The sequence below is a fragment of the Bradyrhizobium tropiciagri genome (assembly GCF_001189845.1).
Classification (GTDB): domain Bacteria; phylum Pseudomonadota; class Alphaproteobacteria; order Rhizobiales; family Xanthobacteraceae; genus Bradyrhizobium; species Bradyrhizobium tropiciagri.
In genome coordinates, this window is record NZ_LFLZ01000089.1 from 13,323 (window position 1) to 33,184 (window position 19,862).

A 19,862-nucleotide genomic window follows, 5' to 3' on the forward strand; every position below is an offset into this window, starting at 1 on the left:
AATTGAGCCCAGACGGTTGTTTGCGAGATCGATGATCCAAGGCCGATGACAGACGGCTCCGCCAGCATATCGCCCAAGCCATTGCGCTCCGCCAAGCGCCGGCTGATGTTCGTTTTGATTGCGGGCGCGCTCGCCATCGTCGGCGCGCTGATCGCCGGCTACTATTTCGCGGTGCGTCCGGTGACGCTCAAGATCGCGGTCGGCCCTGCGAACAGCGATGACCTCAAGGTCGTGCAGGCGCTGGCGCAGGCCTTCAACAACCAGCAGCACACCCAGGTCAAACTCCGACCAGTGCAGACCGACGGCGCCACCGCCAGCGCGCAGACCCTGGCCGACGGCAAGGCCGATCTCGCCATCATCCGCGGCGACCTCGAGGTGCCGAAGAATGCGCAGGCGGTCGCGACCTTGCGCAAGAACGTGGTGGTGATGTGGGTTCCGCCCGCAACGGGCAAAGTTCGCAAGTCCGCCAAGATCACCAAGATCGCGCAGCTTGCCGGCCGCAAGATCGGCGTCGTCGGCCGCACCCCGGCCAATGTCAATCTGCTGAAGCTGATCCTGACGCAATACGGCGTCGACCCGATGAAGGTCGAGATCGTGCAATTCCCGGCCAATGAGGCGCCGGACGCCATCAAGAACCTGAAGGCCGACGCCTATCTTGCCGTCGGTCCGGCCAACAGCAAGCTCACGATCGATGCGATCACGGCCTCGACCAAGGACGGCGGCGAGCCGACCTTCCTGGCGATCGACGCGTCCGAAGCGATCGCGCAAAACCATCCGGCCTATGAGGCGGCGGAAATCCCGGCCGGCTCGCTCGGCTCGGCCGACCGGCCCGACGACGAGGTCAAGACAATCAGCTTCTCGCACCACATTGTCGCACGAAAAGGCCTCTCGGACTCGACGGTCGCAGCCTTCACCCGGCAATTGTTCGCGATCCGGCAATCGCTCAAGAACGACTTCCCGCTCGCCGCCAAGATCGAGACGCCCGACACCGACAAGGACGCCACCATCCCGGTGCATCCCGGTGCGGCCGCCTTCGTCGACGGCGAGGAAAAGACCTTCCTCGACCGCTACAGCGATTACATCTGGTGGAGTCTGATGGCGTTCTCGGCGATGGGCTCGGCCGGTGCGTGGTTCGCCGGCTATCTCAAGCAGGACGAGCGCAACACCAACACCTCGCAGCGCGAACGCCTGCTGGAGATGCTGAAGGCGGCGCGGCAGAGCGATTCGACCGATGAGCTCGACCAGTTGCAGGCGGAGGCCGACGACATCTTGCGCCACACGCTGGACTGCTTCGAGCATGGCGCGATCGAGGAAGGCACGCTGACCGCGTTCAACATCGCGCTCGAGCAGTTCCACAACGCCGTCGCCGACCGCAAGGCCCTGCTGCTGAGCATGCCGCAGAACTTGCAGCGCACCGCAAGCCAGTTCAGGGCTGCGGGCACGGCGTAGCTGCGGCTCTTCTTCTCTATCCGCAGGCTCCCTTCGCCTCTCCCGCTTGCGAATGACTGCCTTCGCTTCTCATCCGCTTGTCCGCCGAAGACTTGTGAGGGAGTCACCGGCGGCAGGGTTCCCTCCCCCCTTGCGAGGGGGGGGGTAGGGAGAGGGGTGTCAGACGACGTGCTCTCTCCGTATGCGGTTCGACGTCAAGCGGCAGTGCTGCGAAGGCACCATTCTCCCTGTGCATCTCGCCCGGGGCCCACTCCCCACCTCCCCCGCAAGGGGGGAGGGAGCCTGACGTGCGTGCTCGCCTTACGAACGAAGCCCGAATCAGCTGCGAACTTCACGCACGCTGATGATCCGCCGTCCCGCCCCTGTAATCTCTCCGTCATGGAATTTTCCTACGTCTTGGCGCGCCCGCGGCGCATTGTCGCTGTGACCTTAAGGAGGCCCCCATGACGATCCGGTTCTCGCGAAATCTCACCCGCCGACGCTTTCTCTCTACGGCAGCGGCGACCGGCGCCGGCGTGATCGCGATGCCTTATCTGTCGCGCGCCGCCGATCGCCCCGTGATCACCCATGGCGTGCAGTCCGGCGATGTCGGCGTCGACGGCGGCGTGGTGTGGGCGCGCGCGGACCGGCCGTCGCAGATGATGGTCGAGGTTGCGACCACGGAATCGTTCAAGGACGCCCGCGCGCTGCCGCCGATCACGGCGCTGCCGGAGAGCGACTTCACCGCCAAGATGCTGCTGGAGAACCTGCCCTCCGGCCAGGACATCTTCTATCGCGTCCGCTTCCGCGACCTCGCGCATATCGACGTTGCCGGCGAGCCCGTGGTCGGCCGCTTCCGCACCGCGCCGAGCGACCGCCGCGACGTCTCCTTCGTGTGGGGCGGCGACGTCGCCGGCCAAGGCTGGGGCATCAACCCCGACGACGGCGGCATGATCACCTTCGCCGCGATGAAGAAGCACAATCCGGATTTCCTGCTGCATTCCGGCGACACCATCTACGCCGACGGCGTGATCCCCGCCGAGGTGAAGCTCCCCGACGGCAAGATCTGGAAGAACATTACGATCCCGGAGAAGGCCAAGGTCGCCGAGACGCTCGACGAATACCGCGCCGCGCATAAATACAATTTCCTCGACTCGAACCTTCGCGCCTTCAATGCCGAGGTGCCGATCTTCGTGCAGTGGGACGATCACGAGGTGACCAACAACTGGTCGCTGTCGAAGCAGCTGCCGGCGGTCTACAAGGAGCGCGACATCACCGTGCTGGCCGCGCGCGCGGCCAAGGCCTTCCACGAGATGTATCCGATGCGCGAGAGCATCGTCGAGCCGGGCCGGGTCTATCGCACGCTGAGCTACGGCCCGCATCTCGACGTCTTCATGCTCGATGAGCGCAGCTATCGCGGCCCGAACGGGGCGAACCTGCAAGAAAAATATGGCCCCGACGCCTATTTCATCGGGCCGGACCAGATGGCCTGGCTGAAGCGCGCGCTGCTCAACTCGCGCGCCACCTGGAAGGTGATCGCCTCCGACATGCCGCTGTCGCTGATCGTCTATGACGATGCCGCCAACAAGAAGGGCTCGGAGGCGTTCGCACAGGGCGACGGCCCGGCGCGCGGCCGCGAGCTCGAGATCGCCGACATCCTGCGCTTCATCAAGACTGCGGGGATCGTCAACACAGTGTGGCTGACCGCCGACGTGCACTATGCGGCCGCGCACTACTACAACCCGAACAAGGCCCAGTTCCAGGAATTCGATCCGTTCTGGGAATTCGTCTCCGGCCCGCTGCATGCCGGCACGTTCGGCCCGAACGAGCTCGACAACACGTTTGGGCCCGAGGTGAAGTTCGTCAAGGCGCCGGGCGAGGCCAACCAGAACCTGCCGCCGTCGGCCGGCATGCAGTTCTTCGGCCACGTCAAGATCGACGGCAAGAGCGGGCAGATGACGGTGAGCCTGCGCGATCGCGTCGACGCCGAGCTGTGGGCGATCACGCTCGATCCGAAGCCGGTGTAATCCGGCCGAAGCGAGGGAACCGGACGCCCCGTCCGCGATGCCTTTGTCCGAAAGGCAAGGGCGTCGCGATTGACAGGGGATGGACGCGACCTGCCTCTTCCGGTACCGATATCGGAGCCGTTATGCTGGGGGCCCGGAGGGGCGGAGCATGAGGCGCTGCGAGTTCTATCGCGTGCTCGGTGGCATCGTCGCGAGGTTTCGGCCTCGCCGCTTGATTGTTGTCGCGATCGCCGTGTTCGCGCTGCTGCCGATCGAAGTCAGCGATGCCGGCTGGCTGCCTGATTTCTTCAAGACCTCGTCCAAGCACGCCAAGGCGCCAAAGCGCGCGAAATCGACACGGCCGGCCAAACTGGCCAAGCACCGCGCGCCGGCAAAGCACCGCGCCACGCGGCTGGCCGCGCTTGGGCCGGTCGCGCTGCCGCCTTCCGTTCTCAAGCCGGCCGCAGGCAAATGCGATCCTGCGACGTTCCGGATCGTTCTCGATGTCGGACATACCGCGGAATCGGAAGGCGCGATGAGCGCCCGCAACGTTGCCGAGTTCGCCTTCAACCTGCGCCTTGCGCGGCAGATCGAGGAGACCTTGAAGGCCGAAGGCTTTGCCGAAACCAGGCTGCTGCTGAGCGAAGGCAAAGCGAGACCCAGCCTGTTCAGGCGCGTCGCTGCCGCCAGCAATCTGCACGCGGATCTCCTGCTGTCGATCCACCACGATTCCGTGCCCAACAAGATGCTCGAGGATTGGGAATTCGAGGGCAAGAAGAGCCATTTCAGCGACCGCTTCAGCGGCTACTCCGTGTTCGTCTCCCGGGAGAATCCGGACTTCGGGACGAGCCTGCGGTTTGCCGAACTGGTCGCGAAGGAAATGAAGGCCGGGGGGTTGCACTATGCCGCGCAATACAGCCAGCCCATCATGGGTCGCGACCAGCACCCGCTGCTGAACAAGGAGACTGGCGTCTACAGCTATGATGAACTCATCGTGCTGCGGAAGACCACGATGCCCGCCGTCCTCTTGGAGGCCGGCTCGATCATCAACCGCGACGAAGAACTCGCAATGGCCTCGCCCGAACGCCGCAACAGCATCGCGAGCGGCGTCGCGGTCGCGGTGAAGGAATTCTGCGATCCGCGCTGGGCCCTGCTCGGTCCGCTCTGACGGCCGAACGATCGGCACGTCCTCGCTCAGCCCGGTTTGCCCGCCTTGAGCTCGCTGAGCTTGTCTAGCGCCTGTTCGAACTTCGCGTTGAACAGCCACATCGCATCGAGGATTTCGCGGAAGGTCGCAGATGATTTGGCCCTGTCGGCGCGGCCGAACGCGAAGACGCTGTTGTTGCGCAGATATCCCATGATCCTGGGATCGGAAATCCTGTAGCCGACGAGATTGCCTGACTTCAGCGCGGCCCGCGTTGGCGTCGGAATGATCTGGATCAGTTCGAACAGCTTCATTTGATCGATCGGATCGGGCAGCGCCTTTGCGATCGCCGGGACCTGCGGGAAAACATCCGCGTGTGCGTTCATGAGCGCGTCGCGCACCGCGGTCCAGTGATTGAACCGATGGTCGAGATTGCCGGCCCGAGCCTCTTCCTTGTCGTCGCGACGGCTCAGCGCAGGATCGAGGGCTGCGATCGATCCCTTGATGGCGGCCCACTTCTTTCGACCGTTGCGATCTTCGGACGGGCCGGTCTGCAGGCTTCCCTTGTAGGAGTTCGACCGCGCATTTCCTGCATTCTGCTTGCCGTTCGTCTCGGCAAAGAACAGGCCGAGGCTGATACGGCCCGCGGTGGCGGCAGCAACGGGATCGAGCCCCTTGGCGCGCGCGATCACCGTCGCCAGATCGACCACGTCCTTGAATGGCGTATCGGAGCTTTGCGCGTCGGCGGGCGGCGCCTCCATGACGTCGAACAGCTTCCTGTATTCGTCGAGCAGCGGCTCGTTATCGGCGTCGAAATAGGCCGCAGGGATGCCGGATCTGCCTGACTTGCCGATCCTGGATGGAAGCGCATCGGTGAGATCCTTGTATGCGCTCATCGTTTCGACCCGGGCAAGGTAGAGCGCCTGACCCGGCAGGTCGGGCAGCGGCTGCCTGGAATCGATCTGCGCGCGTCGCTGGCGCAGGATCGAGACGAAGTTCTTCAGCGCATTGTCATAGGCCTTGAGCGCGGCGGCTTGCTCGCTCGTGAGCGCGGCCGGCTCAGCGATGGCTGGCCGCGCCACAACCGGCGCAAGGAGCAGCCCGAGAGAGAGCGCCGCTGCGCGCGCAGCGGCAGATGTTCTGATCGCCATCCTGATTGCCATCCTGACCGCCATGACAGCTTCCCGGGGCCTGTGCGTCGCCGAATCCGATATTCCGGATCGTAGACTGCGTGGCCGAAGCCCGGCAATCCGTCAAAGCTCGTTTCTCAGCGCAGCTTCAAGCGTCTCGCTCGAACACGGCTTGGTCAGCCGCGGCTTGCCGGCGAGCGAGTCCGGCAGCCTGATGTCGGCGCCGTAACCGGTGACGAATGCGAAAGGCACTTTCAGCGCATCGAGCCGCTCGGCGATCGCGAACGTCTTCTCGCCCCTGACGAGACCGACGTCGAGCAGCGCGAAATCCGGCGCGCGTTCGGCGATCAGCTCGAGCGCACGGGCGACGTTCGCGGCGGTGCGCACCGTGCGGGCGCCGAAGCCGAGGATGGTGTCCTCGAAATAGAGCGAGATGATCGGATCGTCCTCGACGACCAGGACATCACCGGGCATGTCGGCATTGGGGGCGGATTCCATAGCTCGGTGTCCATTGCTTCGATGATGGATGAGAGACCGGATCAGTCCGGCCGGATGGCCCGCGACCGGCGCCTGAAAAGCACGCCGTCTGTTCCCGAGATGAAACCCACCACATCGCGAGCCGCCGCGTCTGTTCACTAGTGAACATAAAAGCTGGAACATTTTCAGTATGGTCCGCGTTGGGTTTTCAGGATTTTCCAATGATTGCCAAACGGACCGATTTGGCCGGGACGAGCGACCGGCCATTCAACAATCTCTTGCGCCGGCTGAATGCCGCCGATTACGAGCTGATCGCGCCGCATCTTGCGGTGGTCGATGCTGCGGCCGGCGACCTGCTCTACAATCCCGGCGACGACGTCCAGATCGTGCATTTCCCATGCGGGCCGAGCCTTGCGTCCTACATGGTGGCCAACGAGGACGGGCGCGATGTCGAAACCATCCTGGTCGGCCGCGAGGGCGCGGTCGGCGGCATCGTCAGCCAGGGATTCCTGCCGGCCTATACCCGCATCACCGTCAAGTTCGGCGGCCCGTTCGTGCGGCTGCCGATCAGCAAGCTCGACGCCGCCAAGCTGAAGTCGATCTCGGTGCGCAACATCTTCGCGCGCTATGCCGACTGCATGCTGGCGCAGATCTTCCAGTCGACCGCCTGCAATGCGATCCACTCGATCGAGCAGCGCGCCGCAAAGTGGATCATCTCGGCGATGGAGCGCACCAATGGCAATGGCGTGGTGCCGCTCACGCATGAGCAGCTTTCGACCTTGCTCGGCGTCGGCCGCAGCTACACCAGCCGGGTGATCCAGAACTTCAAGGCGGAGGGCGTGCTGGACACCCGCCGCGGCGCGATCGTGATCCGCGACCCGGACAAGCTCCGGCTGCGCTCCTGCATGTGCAACGAGGCGGTGAAGGATCACTTCGAGGAAGTGCTGCGCGGGGTGTATCCAAGCGAGGACAACCCGGCGAACTAGGCTCACCTCGCCCCGCTTGCGGGGAGAGGTCGGATTGCATCGCCAGATGCAATCCGGGTGAGGGGGTACAGGTCCCTCAACGTACACTGCCTGGCGGAGAGACGCCCCTCACCCCAACCCTCTCCCCGCAAGAGCGGGGCGAGGGAGAACAACTATCGCGGGCCGCGAAAATCACGCTACACTCGCCTCATGAGTGGGGCTGAACTTCACGCCATCTTCGATGTCGCAGCATGGGGCGCAGCCGCAGTCGCCATGTGGTGGCTGTCGCGTATACGCGGACTGCAATTCCCGCGGCAATCCTTCGAGCTGCCCTACATTGCCGTTCTGGTGTTCGGCGCCGGCATCGGCGCCTACATCTTCGGCACGTTGAACCTGTGGTTCTCGGGCATGCCCGGCATCGCCCGCTCGGTCGAGGGTGCGCTGGCCGGCGGCATCGTCGCGATCGAGCTTTACAAATGGCTGCACGGCATATCGCTGCGAACGGGTGCGCGGTTCGCGCTGCCGCTTGCGATCGGCGTCGCGGTCGGCCGGCTCGGCTGCTACTTCGCGGGGATCGAGGACTTCACCTATGGCACGCCGACCACGCTGCCCTGGGGCCACGATTTCGGCGACGGCGTGCCGCGCCATCCGGTGCAGCTCTACGAGAGCCTCGCGATGGCGGCATTCGCGGCTTTCTATATCCGGGCCGTATTGAACCGCAACGCCGCTGTCATCACCAATGGATTCTACCTCGTGCTGTTCTACTACGGCCTGCAGCGCTTCGTGTGGGAGTTCATCAAGCCCTATGGCGCGCTGATCGGCCTGTTCTCGCTGTTCCACCTGCTGTCGCTGTTTGTCATGGTCTATGCCGCCGTCATGCTCGCGACGGCGCCGAATGTGAGTGTGAAGCATGAACGCGCCGCTGCGTAAGTCCCGCCCCTACATCTTCTGGGGCCAGACCCAGTCGCTCTGCGAAACCTGCCTGACCCTGGTGCCGACCAAGATCCAGATATCAGGCAACGAGGTCTGGTACGAGAAGCGCTGCAAGCAGCACGGCGTGCAGTCGACGCTGGTCTCGACCGATTCGGCCTACTGGCGGCTGTGCAAGGATTTCATCAAGCCCGGCGACCGGCCGCTCGCCTTCCAGCGCCACACCGAATTCGGCTGCCCCTATGATTGCGGGCTGTGCCCGGACCACGAGCAGCATTCCTGCCTGGCGCTGATCGAGATCACCGAGCACTGCAACCTGACCTGCCCGGTGTGCTTTGCGGATTCCTCGCCGGCGCGCACCAGCTTCACGCCGCTGGCGAAGATCGAGAAGATGCTGGACGCGCTGGTGGCGAGCGAAGGCGAGCCCGACCTCGTGCAGATCTCCGGCGGCGAGCCGACGCTGCATCCGGATTTCTTCGCGATCCTGGATGCGGTGCGCGCCCGCCCGATCCGCCATGTCATGATCAACACCAACGGCCTCAGGATCGCGCGCGAGCCCGACTTCGTGGCGAAGCTCGCCGAGAACAAGCGCGGCCTGGAAGTCTACCTGCAATTCGATTCGCTGAAGCGCGAGGCGCTGGTCAACCTGCGCGGTGCGGACCTGCGCAAGATCCGTCAGCAGGCGCTGGAGAATCTCGAACATTACGGCGTCTCGACCACGCTGGTCGCCACCATCAAGCGCGGCGTCAATGATGCCGAGATCGGCGACATCGTCCGCCATGCGCTGACCTGGACATGCGTCCGCGGCGTCACGCTGCAGCCGGTGCAGGACGCCGGCCGCAACGAGAACTTCGACAAAATCACCGACCGCATCATGCTCTCGGAGATCCGCCAGCACGTGATCGAGACCGGAGTGTTCGGCGACAAGGACATGATCCCGCTGCCGTGCAATCCCGAGAGCATCTCGATCGGCTACGGCCTGCGCAACGGCGACAAGGTGCTGCCGCTGACCTCGCTGATCCCGCAGGAACAGCTCGTCGCCGTGATGCCCAACACGATCAGCCCGGAAAAATATCCGGTGTTGCGCGAGAAATTCGTCGACCTGTTCTCGCTGTCGTCGGGGCCGCTCAACACCTCGGAGCGGGTCTGCGAATTGCTGTGCTGCCTGCCGAGCTTCGAGGTGCCGGAGGGCCTGACCTACGAGAACGTGTTCCGCGTCACCATCGTGCAGTTCCTCGATCGCTTCAATTTCTGCGTCGGCAACGTGAAGCGAAGCTGCATCCATTTCGTCACCGAGAGCGGCGCGATCATCCCGTTCGACACCTACAATCTGTTCTATCGTGACGGAAAGATCGACGGCATCCGCGCCGCGCTGGCCGGGCAGACTTATCGGGAGGCGCGGCAGAGCGAGGATGTCTCGCGATGAGCGAGACCGGTGGACCGCCTTCGCCTCCGTCTCGTCCTCCGGGGCAGCGCAGCGGCTGCGTGACGGCGCTGATGATCTTCGCAGGAATCATTCTGTTGCTGCCCGGCGTCTGCTCGCTGTTTCTGGTTTATCCCGGCATCGAAAGGAATGCTTCCGACCTTCACTTCGTCGTCGGCTGCCTGCTTGTGGCGTGCTTCGGCGTGGCCCTGATCTGGTGGGCGATCCGCAGACTTGCGTCCTAGCGATGGCCGGCATCACGAACCCACTGATGGACCAACAGCGATGAGCGAGACAGATCCTCCGCCCGTGCCGCCTGCGCCTGCGCAGCCGCCCCGCGAGTACGTCCCACTACCACCGCCGTCACGCAGCGGCTGCGCGACCGCGTTCATGGGGGTGTTCGGGCTGGTCCTGCTGCTGCCCGGGCTGTGCGCCCTCCTGTTCGGGATCGGTTCGCTGACCAACTCGAGCCTGGAGCCCGGCCTGCTGTTCCTGATCCTGCTCGGCCTTCTGGTCGGGTTCGCCGGCATCATGCTGATCCGGGCTGCGATCAAGGGGTGGTAGCCGTAGGAGGCGCGACGAATCATGAGCAGCCTGGACCAACCGCCGCCGAACAGCTCTTGGCAACCTCGCCAAAGCAGCGGCTGTCTGACGTCGCTCATGCTGTTTCTGGGCGTCATCCTGCTGCTGCCCGGCGTGCTGTGTGCAGTCATGATCGTCACCTCGGTCGAACCGGGCAGGGACCCATATACGCCGGTGGTGATGTTGATCGCGCTTGGCGGCGTCGTATTGATCGCCTTGGCCCGTTCTCGGAAATGACGCCGAACACGGGAACCTGTCAAAACCGACCCTTCCGGCCCTAATTTCGATCAATCAAGCCGGCAATAAACCGTTGTTTTTTGGCGTTTTCTGACTATATTGCGCCGCAACGCACGAGGTGCCCGGTCCGCTGACCGGGCTTCCTTTTTGGGGTGATGCGTCCCCGTCAAATTTCTTGGGTATGAGCGTGATCCGGGCCCCTGGTGGGCCACGCGAGCGAGCGGCCGGCCAAACTGGTCCGGCGAGATCGCGCATCTGACCATTGCACGACCAGAAGAAGAGCCATGAACCTTCGCAACGTCGCCATCATCGCCCACGTCGACCACGGCAAGACCACCCTCGTCGACCGCCTGCTGCAGCAATCCGGCACCTTCCGTGAGAACCAGAAGGTCACCGAACGCGCCATGGACTCCAACGACCTGGAGCGCGAGCGCGGCATCACCATCCTGGCCAAGGCCGCCTCGGTGCAGTGGAAGGACATCCGCGTCAACATCGTCGACACCCCCGGCCACGCCGATTTCGGCGGTGAGGTCGAGCGCATCCTCAACATGGTGGACGGCGCGCTGGTGCTGGTCGACGCCGCCGAGGGTCCGCTGCCGCAGACCAAGTTCGTGGTGTCGAAGGCGCTCAAGATCGGGCTGAAGCCGATCGTCGTGATCAACAAGGTCGACCGCCCCGACGCGCGCCCGACCGAAGTCATCAACGAGGTGTTCGACCTGTTCGCGGCGCTCGACGCCAGCGAGGAGCAGCTCGACTTCCCCATTTTGTATGGATCAGCCAAGCAGGGCTGGATGGCCGAGAGCCCGGAAGGTCCGAAGGACCTCGGCATGCAGCCGCTGTTCGACCTGATCGTGCGCCATGTCGAGCCGCCGAAGGTCGAGGAAGGTCCGTTCCGGATGATCGGCACCATCCTCGAGGCCAACCCCTATCTCGGCCGCATCATCACCGGCCGCATCTCCTCCGGCTCGATCAAGCCGAACCAGCAGGTCAAGGTGCTGGGCGCCGACGGCAAGCTGATCGAGAGCGGCCGCCTGACCAAGATCCTCGCCTTCCGCGGCCTCGAGCGCACGCCGCTCGAAGAAGCCGAGGCCGGCGACATCGTCGCGATCGCGGGCCTGACCAAGGGCACCGTCGCCGACACCTTCTGCGATCCTTCGGTCGAGACGCCGCTGCCGGCGCAGCCGATCGATCCGCCGACGGTGTCGATGTCGTTCATCGTCAACAACTCGCCGCTCGCCGGCACCGAAGGCGACAAGGTGACCTCGCGCATGATCCGCGACCGCCTGATGCGCGAGGCCGAAGGCAATGTCGCGCTGCGCGTCGTCGAGGCCGCCGACAAGGATTCGATGGAAGTCTCCGGCCGCGGCGAATTGCAGCTCGCGATCCTGATCGAGACCATGCGCCGCGAGGGCTTTGAGCTCTCGGTGTCGCGTCCGCGCGTCGTGCTGCAGAAGGACGAGGCCACCGGCGGCTGGCAGGAGCCGATCGAGGAGGTCGTGATCGACGTCGACGAGGAGCATTCCGGCGTCGTCGTGCAGAAGATGAGCGAGCGCAAGGCCGAGATGATCGAGATGCGCCCGTCCGGCGGCAACCGCCTGCGGCTGGTGTTCTACGCGCCGACCCGCGGCCTGATCGGCTACCAGGGCGAACTGCTCACCGACACCCGCGGCACCGCGATCATGAACCGCATCTTCCACGGCTATGCCGCCTACAAGGGCGAGATCCAGGGCCGCCGCAACGGCGTCCTGATCTCGAACGACCAGGGCGAGGCGGTGGCGTACGCGATGTTCAAGCTGGAAGACCGCGGCCCGATGATGATCGAGCCGGGCTGGAAGGTCTACAAGGGCATGATCGTCGGCGAGCACACCCGCGACAACGACCTCGAGATCAACGTGCTGAAGGGCAAGCAGCTCACCAACATCCGCACCACCTCGAAGGACGAAGCGGTGCGCCTGACGCCGCCGATCCGGATGACCCTGGAAAAGGCTCTCGCCTATATCGAGGACGACGAGCTCGTCGAGGTGACGCCGAAGTCGATCCGGCTGCGCAAGAAGCATCTCGATCCGAACGACCGCAAGCGCGCCGAAAAGGCCAAGGAAGCCGTCGCGTAAGCGGTGGCGTAAGCCATCGCGTAAACCAAACTTGTCGTGCCCCGGCACCGGGTCGGCGCGAAGCGCCGCCCGATGACTGACACTTCCGGGGCACCCAGTACGCCGCGGCTCATCAGCTCAAGCACTGCTGTCTCTGGAATTCTGGATCACCCGCTTCACGGGTGATGACAGTCATGCATGAGGCCGCTTCAGGCCCGGCGGCGAACGTGCTAGAGCCGGGGCATGAGTTCGCTTCCCTCCACGGTCGATGTTGCCATCATCGGCGCCGGTGCCGCAGGCCTCGGCGCCGCGCATGCGCTGAGGGGCAGCGGCCTCTCCAGCATCGTTCTGGAAGCCCGCGACCGGCTCGGCGGCCGGGCGCATACGATCCAGGCCGCGCCTGACGTGGTGTTCGACGTCGGCTGCGGCTGGCTGCATTCGGCCGACCAGAACAGCTTTGTCGGCATCGCCAAGCAACTCGGCTTCGAACTCAACAAAGACCTGCCGCCGTGGCGCGAGCGCGCCTATGGCAAGGCGTTTCCGCAGTCCGACCGCGACGACTTCGTCGTTGCGCTCGACCAATTTTACGACCGCATCGAAAAGGCCGCAGAGCAGGACAAGGACTTCCCGGCCAGCCTGTATCTCGAGCCCGGCAATCGCTGGAACCCGATGATCGATGCGATCTCGACCTATGTGAACGGCTGCGAGCTCGATCAGGTCTCGATCCTCGATGTCGACGCCTATGAGGACACCGACATCAATTGGCGGGTGCGGCGCGGTTATGGCGCGCTGGTCGCAGCCTATGGCGCGGAGGTGCAGGTCGCGCTGAACTGCGAGGTCAGGCTGATCGATCACTCCGGCAAGCGTATCCGCATCGAGACCTCGCGCGGCGTGCTGGAGGCGGACAAGGTGATCGTCACCGTGCCGACCAATCTGATCGCCGACGAGGCGATCCGCTTTTTGCCCGCGCTCCCCGACAAGCTCGACGCCGCACGCGGCCTGCCGCTCGGCCTTGCCGACAAGGTGACCTTGGCACTCGCCGAGCCCGAGGCGCTGCCGAAGGAAGGCAATCTGCGCGGCGCCACCATGCGCACCGAGATGGGCACCTATCACATCCGCCCGTTCGGCCAGCCCTGCATCGAGGGCTTCTTCGGCGGCCGCTTCGCGCAAGCGCTCGAAGATGCCGGCGCCGGCGCCATCGCCGCCCACAGCATCGACGAGATCGTCTCCTTCCTCGGCAACGACTTCCGCCGCAAGCTGAAGCCGCTCAGCGAATCGCGCTGGGCCCACGACCCGTTCGCCCGCGGCTCCTACTCGCATGCGCTGCCCGGCCACGCCGACAAGCGCGCCGTGCTCGCGACTCCGGTCGACGGCCGGCTGTTCTTCGCCGGCGAAGCCACCTCGCCGCACTTCTTCTCGACGGCCCATGGCGCGCGGGACAGCGGTGAGAGGGCGGCGATGGAAGTGCTGGCGGCATTGCCGCGCAAGTAGCCTCCTCGTCATTGCGAGGAGCGACAGCGACGAAGCAATCCATGCTGCCACAGCGGAGAAATGGATTGCTTCGCTTCGCTCGCAATGACGGCGGAAACTACTCCAGCACCCTTGCCCGCATGTCCGTGTCCGGCACGAAACACGTCTCGTACTTCCCGAAGATGCGATAGCGGTTACGTGCGATGAGGGTGTAGACGGCGTCGCGCAGCGGTCTTGGCACCGCGAACAGCGCGCTTGTCCAGCCCCAGCCGGGGAGATGGCTCAGCACCGTCAGCGCGGCGTCGGACTTCATCCACGCGATGCCGCCATGGACCACGGCATTGGTGTCGGGATCCTCGGGATCGATGCCGAAGGTCCTCGCCAGCCGCGTGCCGTAGTCGGACTGGATCGGGGTGAAGCGAAAGCGGCGGGCCTTGTCGCGGGCGACGACGAAGCGGACCCAGCGCGAGCAGAAGATGCAGACGCCGTCGTAGAGGATCACATCGTCGTCGGGCCAGCTCGTCATCTTGTTTTCCTTCGACGCGTTTTCTTCACGCGAACCGGCTCCCACTTCGCTTGAAAACGCTATCGGTTATCCAATGTCAGCAGCGCCACCAGCATCAGCACGATCGCAGGTCCCGTCTTCACCAGCGCGCCGAGCGGCTCGATCCAGAGATCGGGCGTCAGGACCGCCGATCCCGTCATGTAGCCGAGCGAGGCGACCATGCCGGCGATAAGACCGAACGCCGCGGTGCGGCGGATCGCGATCAGCGCGCCGATGCTCATGTCCATCAGGCTGGTCAATACCGTCACCGGCCCGACCAGAGCGGGCGGGAAGTGATGCGCGCTCAGGATGCCGGCGGCGGCGTCATAGGAGATCACCAGCGCAATGAAGCCGGAAGCAATCCAGAACAGCACGAGGCTTGCGAAGATCAGCGCCTTGATCAGGAACAGCCGCGCAAACCATTTGTCCTGGATGGTCGCGGGGCGGCCGCCGACCGCTTGCGCGATCGTCTCCGGCACGATGCCGGTCGCTGCCATCCAGGCCGCGGGATCGCCGGTGACGCCGCGGCGCAGCTCGGCAATCGCATTGGAGCGCATCGGCGGCATCCAGCCGAGTCGGCTCGTGAGATCGCCGAGACGGGCGCCGAGATCGATCAGGACCGACGGGGACGCGATGCGAAAATGTTTCGCCGTGCCGAATGACCAGCGGAACTGGGCGATGACGCCGCCAAGCGAGACCGGCTGTGACTGCATCAGGTCCCACGTCACCGAGCGCATTGCTTCATCGGCGACATCGCGCGTCGCGAGCCAGGCGACGGTCGCGGCGATGTCCTCGACCGCAACCGGCTGGAACGGCGTTGCCGCCTCGTCGGCCGGCAAATCCACCGGCAGCGCCGCCAGCGCGCGCAGCATGGCGCTGCCGCCATACGCCGATGGCGCGATCACAAAACCGGGGCGCAGGATCGCGTGGGCGATGCCGGACTCAGCGATCAGCCGTTCGGCCTCGCGCTTGGTGGTGCTGAAGGCCGTGCGATCCTCATCGGCGCTGCCGGGAATCGAAATGTGCACCAGACGGATGGCGCGATGGCTGTCGCGGATCGCCTGCAGCAGTCGCGCCACGAAGTCGCGGTGCACCGCGCGCGTGTCGCTGCCCGGACCATCCTGCAGCACGCCGAGGCAGTTCACGACGACATCGGCCTCATGCGTGCGAAGCAACTGCGTCAGGTCAGCGACATCCATCGCCATCACCGGCAGCTCGAGGTCGGCTGCGCTCATCTTTTGTGCAGCCGTGAAATGCCGCGCGATCCCGATCGTGCGAAAGCCGCGCGCCCGCAGATCGTCGGTGACATAGCGTCCGATCAGGCCCGATGCGCCGAGCACGAGGATATTGTGTGATGCGCCGTCACTCATGTTATCGGATCATGCTCTAGAATGGCTTCGCGATCATCAGCCAGAGGATGATCATCACCGAGCCGAAGCCGGGAATCCCGAACAGGAACCAGCGGCGAAACAGCGCAGTGTAACGCGGCGGCAGCGGAAGACCTTTATCGGCAGCCGCCTGTGCGAGGTCGCGCATCTCGATCTGCATGAAGACAACGGGAACCCAGAACACGCCTGCCAGTGCGTAGAGCGCAAGCGACAGCAGGAGCCAACGCTCGGTCAGGCTGGTCGCCGACAGCCACATCAGCAGTCCGCCGCTCACCGGCTGCAGCAGCACCGCGCTCAGGGTGAAGATCATGTCCGCGACCACGACGGTCGACGCCGTGCGCGCGATGAAAGACGCGCTTTGCGTGCGATGCGCCGCCAGCATGAAGAAGGCGATGCCCATCCCGGTGCCGAGGATCACGATGGCGCCGAGCACATGCAGATATTTGATCAGGAAATAGAGCGTCATCGCAGTCCGCTCGCGATCGGGCCGATTTCGGCGCGCACAAATACCGCCGCTGCCATAGGCCGTGCGCGCGCAAAAATCCACTGCGGCTGCGCACGCGGAGTACCCACATCGCGTTTGGATCGCACGCCAAATCCTGCCGGCGAATCAGCCCCGAATGCGCTTTTTCCAAGCGACGGCACTGTCATATTGCGCGCGCGATTCACGCTTTGCACAGGGCCGGACCAGCGATCGGTCGCTTGAACCCGGCAAGTGTCCTTTTTCGGAACAAGTTTTCATCACACTGATGCAAAAAACCCACAGGTTAACCGATAATTAACGATGGACCTTGAAGGCGGGCCTCCGACTTGCTTTGATTAGACGCATGAGCACAACGCTAATCGAGGTCCGGCCAGCCAAAGCTGCAGACGCAGCCTCGGTGGCGTCTACCCATGACGAAGCCTGGCGCTCGGCGTATCAGGGAATCATCCCCGGCGCCGAACTCGAAAAGCTGATCAATCGCCGTGGCCCGCAATGGTGGGATAGCGCCATCCGCAAGGGCAGCCGCGTCAGCGTGCTGGTGTTCGGTGACAGGATCGCGGGCTACGCCAATTACGGCCGCAACCGCGCCCGCAGCCTGCATTTCGAAGGCGAGATTTACGAGCTCTATCTGCGGCCGGAATTCCAGGGCCTTGGCTTCGGCCGGCGCCTGTTCGCCGCGGCTCGCCGCGACCTGATGCAGAGCGGCCTGAAGAGCATGGTGATCTGGGCGCTCTCCGACAACGAGCCGGCGACCGAGTTTTACCGCGCGCTGGGCGGCCGGATGGTGGCGCGCTCCTCGGAACGGTTTGGGCCTAAATCGCTCGACAAGGTCGCTTTCGCCTGGGCCAACTGAAAATCCTGCTTCTCTCGCAGCTGCAGCAAGGCTAAACCTGCCTGAGCGTTGCGCGCGACGGCCAGCCCGGCCTCATGGCCGGGCCTGATGCCGTTTTGCGGCCTGGCGGCGCCAACCAAAAAATCACATCATTCTCAACTTCCAAAAGGCCACGCGGAGCGATCCATGCGTATCGACGCCATATCGATCGGAAAAAACCCGCCCCACGACGTCAACGTCATCATCGAGGTTGCCGTCGGCGGCGAGCCCATCAAGTACGAGATGGACAAGGAGGCCGGCACGCTCGTGGTGGACCGCTTCCTCTACACGCCGATGCGCTATCCCGGCAATTACGGCTTCATCCCGCACACGCTGTCGGGCGACGGCGATCCCTGCGACGTGCTGATCGTCAACACCCGCGCGATCGTGCCGGGTGCCGTGATGAGCGTGCGCGTGGTCGGCGTGCTGTTGATGGAGGACGAGGCCGGCGGTGACGAGAAGATCATCGCGGTGCCGTCATCGAAGCTGACCCAGCGCTACGACAAGGTGCAGAACTACAACGACCTGCCCGACATCACGCTGCAGCAGATCCAGCACTTCTTCGAGCACTACAAGGACCTCGAGAAGGGCAAGTGGGTGAAGGTGCTGCGCTGGGGCGACGCCGACGAGGCCCGCAAGCTGATCCTCGAAGGCATCGAGCGCGCGAAGAAGAAGTGACGGCGTAGCCGATCCGGCGCCTCTCCCGTCATTGCGAGGAGCGTAGCGACGAAGCAATCCGTGCTTCCACAAGCGGAGAGATGGATTGCTTCGCTCCGCCCGCAATGACGGCGGAAGTACTTTTCGCTACCTCACACCGCCGGCGCCGGCAGGCCGGCAATCGCGCAGGCCGCGCGCAGGGTGTTGACCAGCAGGCACGCCACCGTCATCTGCCCGACGCCGCCCGGCACCGGCGTGATGGCACCTGCAACGTTGAGCGCTTCCTGGAATGCGACGTCGCCGACCAGCTTCGGCTTGCCGCCGGGCACTGGAATGCGGTTGATGCCGACATCGATCACGGTCGCGCCCGGCTTGATCCAGTCGCCACGCACCATCTCCGGACGGCCGACCGCGGCATAGACCAGGTCGGCCTGGGCGCAGAGCTTCGCCAGATCGCGCGAGCGCGAATGGGCGATCGTCACCGTCGCGTTCTCGTTCAGCAGCAATTGCACCAGCGGACGGCCGACCAGATTGGAGCGGCCGATCACGATCGCGTTCATGCCCTCGATCGAGGCATGCACGCTCTTGGTCAGGATGATGCAGCCGAGCGGTGTGCACGGCGACAGCGCGGCAAGGCCCCCGGCGAGCGGCCGGCATTGTTCGGGTGCAGGCCGTCGACGTCCTTGGCGGGGTCGATGGCATTGATGATGGTCTCGGTGTGCAGCGATTTCGGCAGCGGCAGCTGCACCAGGATGCCGTGCACCAGCGGATCGCGGTTGAGCCGTGCGATCAGCGCCAGCAGATCGGCCTGCGACACGTCCTCGGGCAGCTTGTGCTCGAACGAGGCCATGCCGGCGGCCTGGGTCTGGGTGTGCTTGCTGCGGACATAGACTTCGCTCGCCGGATCGTGGCCGACCAGCACGACGGCGAGCCCCGGCGTGAGCGCATGATCGCGCTTGACGCGGGCAACCTCGTCGGCGACGCGGGCGCGAAGCTCGGCGGCGATGGCTTTTCCGTCAATGATGCGCCCAGTCATGTCAATCCTTCGTCTTTTGGTTCGGCCCGGCCGCCGTCAGCTTCCGCAAGGTCTCGCCAAGGCTCTTCGGGTCGCCGGCGACCGCCACCTGCTTCAGCCGCGAGGTGGCGCCGGACAACAGCTTCACCCTGGCCTTGGGCACGCCGAGCGCCTTGGCCAGCAACTCGGTCACCGCGCGGTTGGCTTCGCCGCCTTCCGCGATGGCGCGCACCCGCACCTTCACCACCGAGCGGCCGTTGGCCAGCGTCTCGATCCCGTCGATGTCGTCGCGGCCGCCGCGCGGCGTCACGCGCAAGGCGATGCTGATGCCCTCGGTGGAGTAGCGCCAAGGCTCCATCAAAAAGGATCCATCAGCGGAGGTCCATCGGCGCAGGATCAGATCACGTTGGGATAGATGTAATAGGCGATCACCCGCTGGAGGAACATGATGATCAGGATCACGATGATCGGCGAGATATCAAGGCCGCCCAGATTCGGCATCACGTTGCGAATCGGCCGCAGCACCGGCTCGGTGATCCGGTAGAGGAACTCGGCCACCGCCGAGACGAATTGGTTGCGCGTGTTGACCACATTGAAGGCGACCAGCCAGGACAGGATGGCGGAGGCGATCAGGAGCCAGACATAGAGGTCGAGGACGATGATGACGATGTCGAGAACAGCGCGCATATGTTGGGAGCTCGCGGGTGGGACGACCAATTGAAGCGCAACGAGACCGGACTGAGCCGCCATCGCGCGTTTGAGCAGGATCTTCTCGGAAAACCGCTACACGCTTTTCGCTAACGCGGCCCGCCGGGTCCGGATCATGCTCTAAATATCGGTTCGGCCCCCCGCAAACAAGGGAAGTTCCCGGCGGGACGGGCCGAAAACCGTTGTTTCACCGTTCTTGACTTGGCCTTGGGCGGGACTGTAAATGGCGCCCGACTGACGGCCGGGATACTCAGCAACACCCGGCCGCAATGGGGCCATAGCTCAGCTGGGAGAGCGCGTCGTTCGCAATGAC

Annotated in this window: 20 protein-coding genes and 1 pseudogene; 13 read left to right on the top strand and 8 right to left on the bottom strand. The window is 64.6% G+C overall.

Annotated elements, in window-relative coordinates:
• The first annotated feature begins 45 nt into the window (after positions 1-45).
• From AKN84_RS39285 to AKN84_RS39295, 3 genes are all read left to right on the top strand, one after another.
• Positions 46-1,449 (top strand): TAXI family TRAP transporter solute-binding subunit, encoded by a 1,404-nt coding sequence (locus tag AKN84_RS39285; RefSeq protein ID WP_244485727.1) that lies wholly within the window; start codon positions 46-48, stop codon positions 1,447-1,449.
• A 443-nt stretch (positions 1,450-1,892) separates the two neighbouring features.
• Positions 1,893-3,455 (top strand): alkaline phosphatase D family protein, encoded by a 1,563-nt coding sequence (locus tag AKN84_RS39290; protein ID WP_050425740.1) that lies wholly within the window; start codon positions 1,893-1,895, stop codon positions 3,453-3,455.
• A 148-nt stretch (positions 3,456-3,603) separates the two neighbouring features.
• Positions 3,604-4,602, top strand: coding sequence for an N-acetylmuramoyl-L-alanine amidase family protein (locus AKN84_RS39295; protein WP_244485728.1), 999 nt, complete (start codon positions 3,604-3,606; stop codon positions 4,600-4,602).
• 26 nt (positions 4,603-4,628) lie between these two features.
• Here AKN84_RS39295 and AKN84_RS39300 read toward each other — a convergent pair whose 3' ends face one another.
• Both AKN84_RS39300 and AKN84_RS39305 read right to left on the bottom strand, forming a co-directional pair.
• Complete coding sequence (locus AKN84_RS39300) at positions 4,629-5,729, bottom strand: hypothetical protein (RefSeq protein ID WP_050425759.1); 1,101 nt, start codon at positions 5,727-5,729, stop codon at positions 4,629-4,631.
• A gap of 102 nt (positions 5,730-5,831) precedes the next feature.
• The gene (locus AKN84_RS39305) at positions 5,832-6,206 is read right to left on the bottom strand and encodes a response regulator (protein WP_050425741.1); all 375 of its coding nucleotides are present in this window, start codon (positions 6,204-6,206) and stop codon (positions 5,832-5,834) included.
• A gap of 200 nt (positions 6,207-6,406) precedes the next feature.
• On the opposite strand from AKN84_RS39305, the gene AKN84_RS39310 reads away from it, so the two are divergent.
• From AKN84_RS39310 to AKN84_RS39345, 8 genes are all read left to right on the top strand, one after another.
• Positions 6,407-7,171 carry a Crp/Fnr family transcriptional regulator gene (locus tag AKN84_RS39310; protein ID WP_050425742.1) on the top strand — a complete coding sequence of 255 codons (765 nt, stop codon included), beginning with the start codon at positions 6,407-6,409 and terminating at the stop codon, positions 7,169-7,171.
• Positions 7,172-7,360: 189 nt separating this feature from the next.
• Positions 7,361-8,080: a prolipoprotein diacylglyceryl transferase gene (locus tag AKN84_RS39315; protein ID WP_050425743.1), complete on the top strand. Its 720-nt coding sequence runs from the start codon at positions 7,361-7,363 to the stop codon at positions 8,078-8,080.
• On the top strand, positions 8,061-9,506 hold the full coding sequence (locus AKN84_RS39320) for a radical SAM protein (RefSeq protein ID WP_050425744.1): 1,446 nt from the start codon (positions 8,061-8,063) through the stop codon (positions 9,504-9,506). Before AKN84_RS39315 ends, AKN84_RS39320 begins: the two co-directional genes overlap by 20 nt.
• Before the next feature lie 59 nt (positions 9,507-9,565).
• Positions 9,566-9,748, top strand: a complete 183-nt coding sequence (locus tag AKN84_RS39325) for a hypothetical protein (RefSeq protein WP_244485729.1) — start codon at positions 9,566-9,568, stop codon at positions 9,746-9,748.
• 40 nt (positions 9,749-9,788) lie between these two features.
• Positions 9,789-10,067, top strand: a complete 279-nt coding sequence (locus tag AKN84_RS39330) for a hypothetical protein (RefSeq protein ID WP_050425746.1) — start codon at positions 9,789-9,791, stop codon at positions 10,065-10,067.
• 21 nt (positions 10,068-10,088) lie between these two features.
• Positions 10,089-10,322 (top strand): hypothetical protein, encoded by a 234-nt coding sequence (locus AKN84_RS39335; RefSeq protein WP_050425747.1) that lies wholly within the window; start codon positions 10,089-10,091, stop codon positions 10,320-10,322.
• A gap of 284 nt (positions 10,323-10,606) precedes the next feature.
• Positions 10,607-12,433 (top strand): translational GTPase TypA, encoded by a 1,827-nt coding sequence (gene typA / locus AKN84_RS39340; protein WP_050425748.1) that lies wholly within the window; start codon positions 10,607-10,609, stop codon positions 12,431-12,433.
• Between the two features lie 222 nt (positions 12,434-12,655).
• Positions 12,656-13,903 carry a flavin monoamine oxidase family protein gene (locus AKN84_RS39345; protein WP_050425749.1) on the top strand — a complete coding sequence of 416 codons (1,248 nt, stop codon included), beginning with the start codon at positions 12,656-12,658 and terminating at the stop codon, positions 13,901-13,903.
• A gap of 97 nt (positions 13,904-14,000) precedes the next feature.
• On the opposite strand, the gene AKN84_RS39350 is transcribed toward AKN84_RS39345, so the two are convergent.
• Genes AKN84_RS39350 through AKN84_RS39360 form a run of 3 tightly spaced genes read right to left on the bottom strand, consistent with a single transcriptional unit; the run spans position 14,001 to position 16,280 of the window.
• Positions 14,001-14,408, bottom strand: a complete 408-nt coding sequence (locus AKN84_RS39350) for a thiol-disulfide oxidoreductase DCC family protein (RefSeq protein WP_050425760.1) — start codon at positions 14,406-14,408, stop codon at positions 14,001-14,003.
• Positions 14,409-14,467: 59 nt separating this feature from the next.
• On the bottom strand, positions 14,468-15,796 hold the full coding sequence (locus AKN84_RS39355; protein WP_050425750.1) for an SDR family oxidoreductase: 1,329 nt from the start codon (positions 15,794-15,796) through the stop codon (positions 14,468-14,470).
• Positions 15,797-15,812: 16 nt separating this feature from the next.
• The gene (locus AKN84_RS39360) at positions 15,813-16,280 is read right to left on the bottom strand and encodes a DUF2269 family protein (protein ID WP_050425751.1); all 468 of its coding nucleotides are present in this window, start codon (positions 16,278-16,280) and stop codon (positions 15,813-15,815) included.
• Positions 16,281-16,641: 361 nt separating this feature from the next.
• Between AKN84_RS39360 and AKN84_RS39365 the strand changes: the two genes are divergently transcribed.
• Together AKN84_RS39365 and ppa are read left to right on the top strand one after the other, a co-directional pair.
• Positions 16,642-17,151 (top strand): GNAT family N-acetyltransferase, encoded by a 510-nt coding sequence (locus AKN84_RS39365; protein ID WP_021078234.1) that lies wholly within the window; start codon positions 16,642-16,644, stop codon positions 17,149-17,151.
• 165 nt (positions 17,152-17,316) lie between these two features.
• Positions 17,317-17,847 (top strand): inorganic diphosphatase, encoded by a 531-nt coding sequence (gene ppa, locus AKN84_RS39370; RefSeq protein WP_028343771.1) that lies wholly within the window; start codon positions 17,317-17,319, stop codon positions 17,845-17,847.
• A gap of 131 nt (positions 17,848-17,978) precedes the next feature.
• Here the strand turns inward: ppa and AKN84_RS39375 are convergent.
• The 3 genes and pseudogenes from AKN84_RS39375 to AKN84_RS39385 form a co-directional block, all read right to left on the bottom strand.
• Positions 17,979-18,862, bottom strand: a pseudogene (locus AKN84_RS39375) (bifunctional methylenetetrahydrofolate dehydrogenase/methenyltetrahydrofolate cyclohydrolase).
• Position 18,863: 1 nt separating this feature from the next.
• Positions 18,864-19,199 carry a DUF167 domain-containing protein gene (locus AKN84_RS39380; protein ID WP_128971555.1) on the bottom strand — a complete coding sequence of 112 codons (336 nt, stop codon included), beginning with the start codon at positions 19,197-19,199 and terminating at the stop codon, positions 18,864-18,866.
• A 38-nt stretch (positions 19,200-19,237) separates the two neighbouring features.
• Entirely contained in the window at positions 19,238-19,528 is a 291-nt protein-coding gene (locus AKN84_RS39385) for a YggT family protein (RefSeq protein ID WP_050425753.1), read from the bottom strand.
• Between the last annotated feature and the right edge of the window lie 334 nt (positions 19,529-19,862).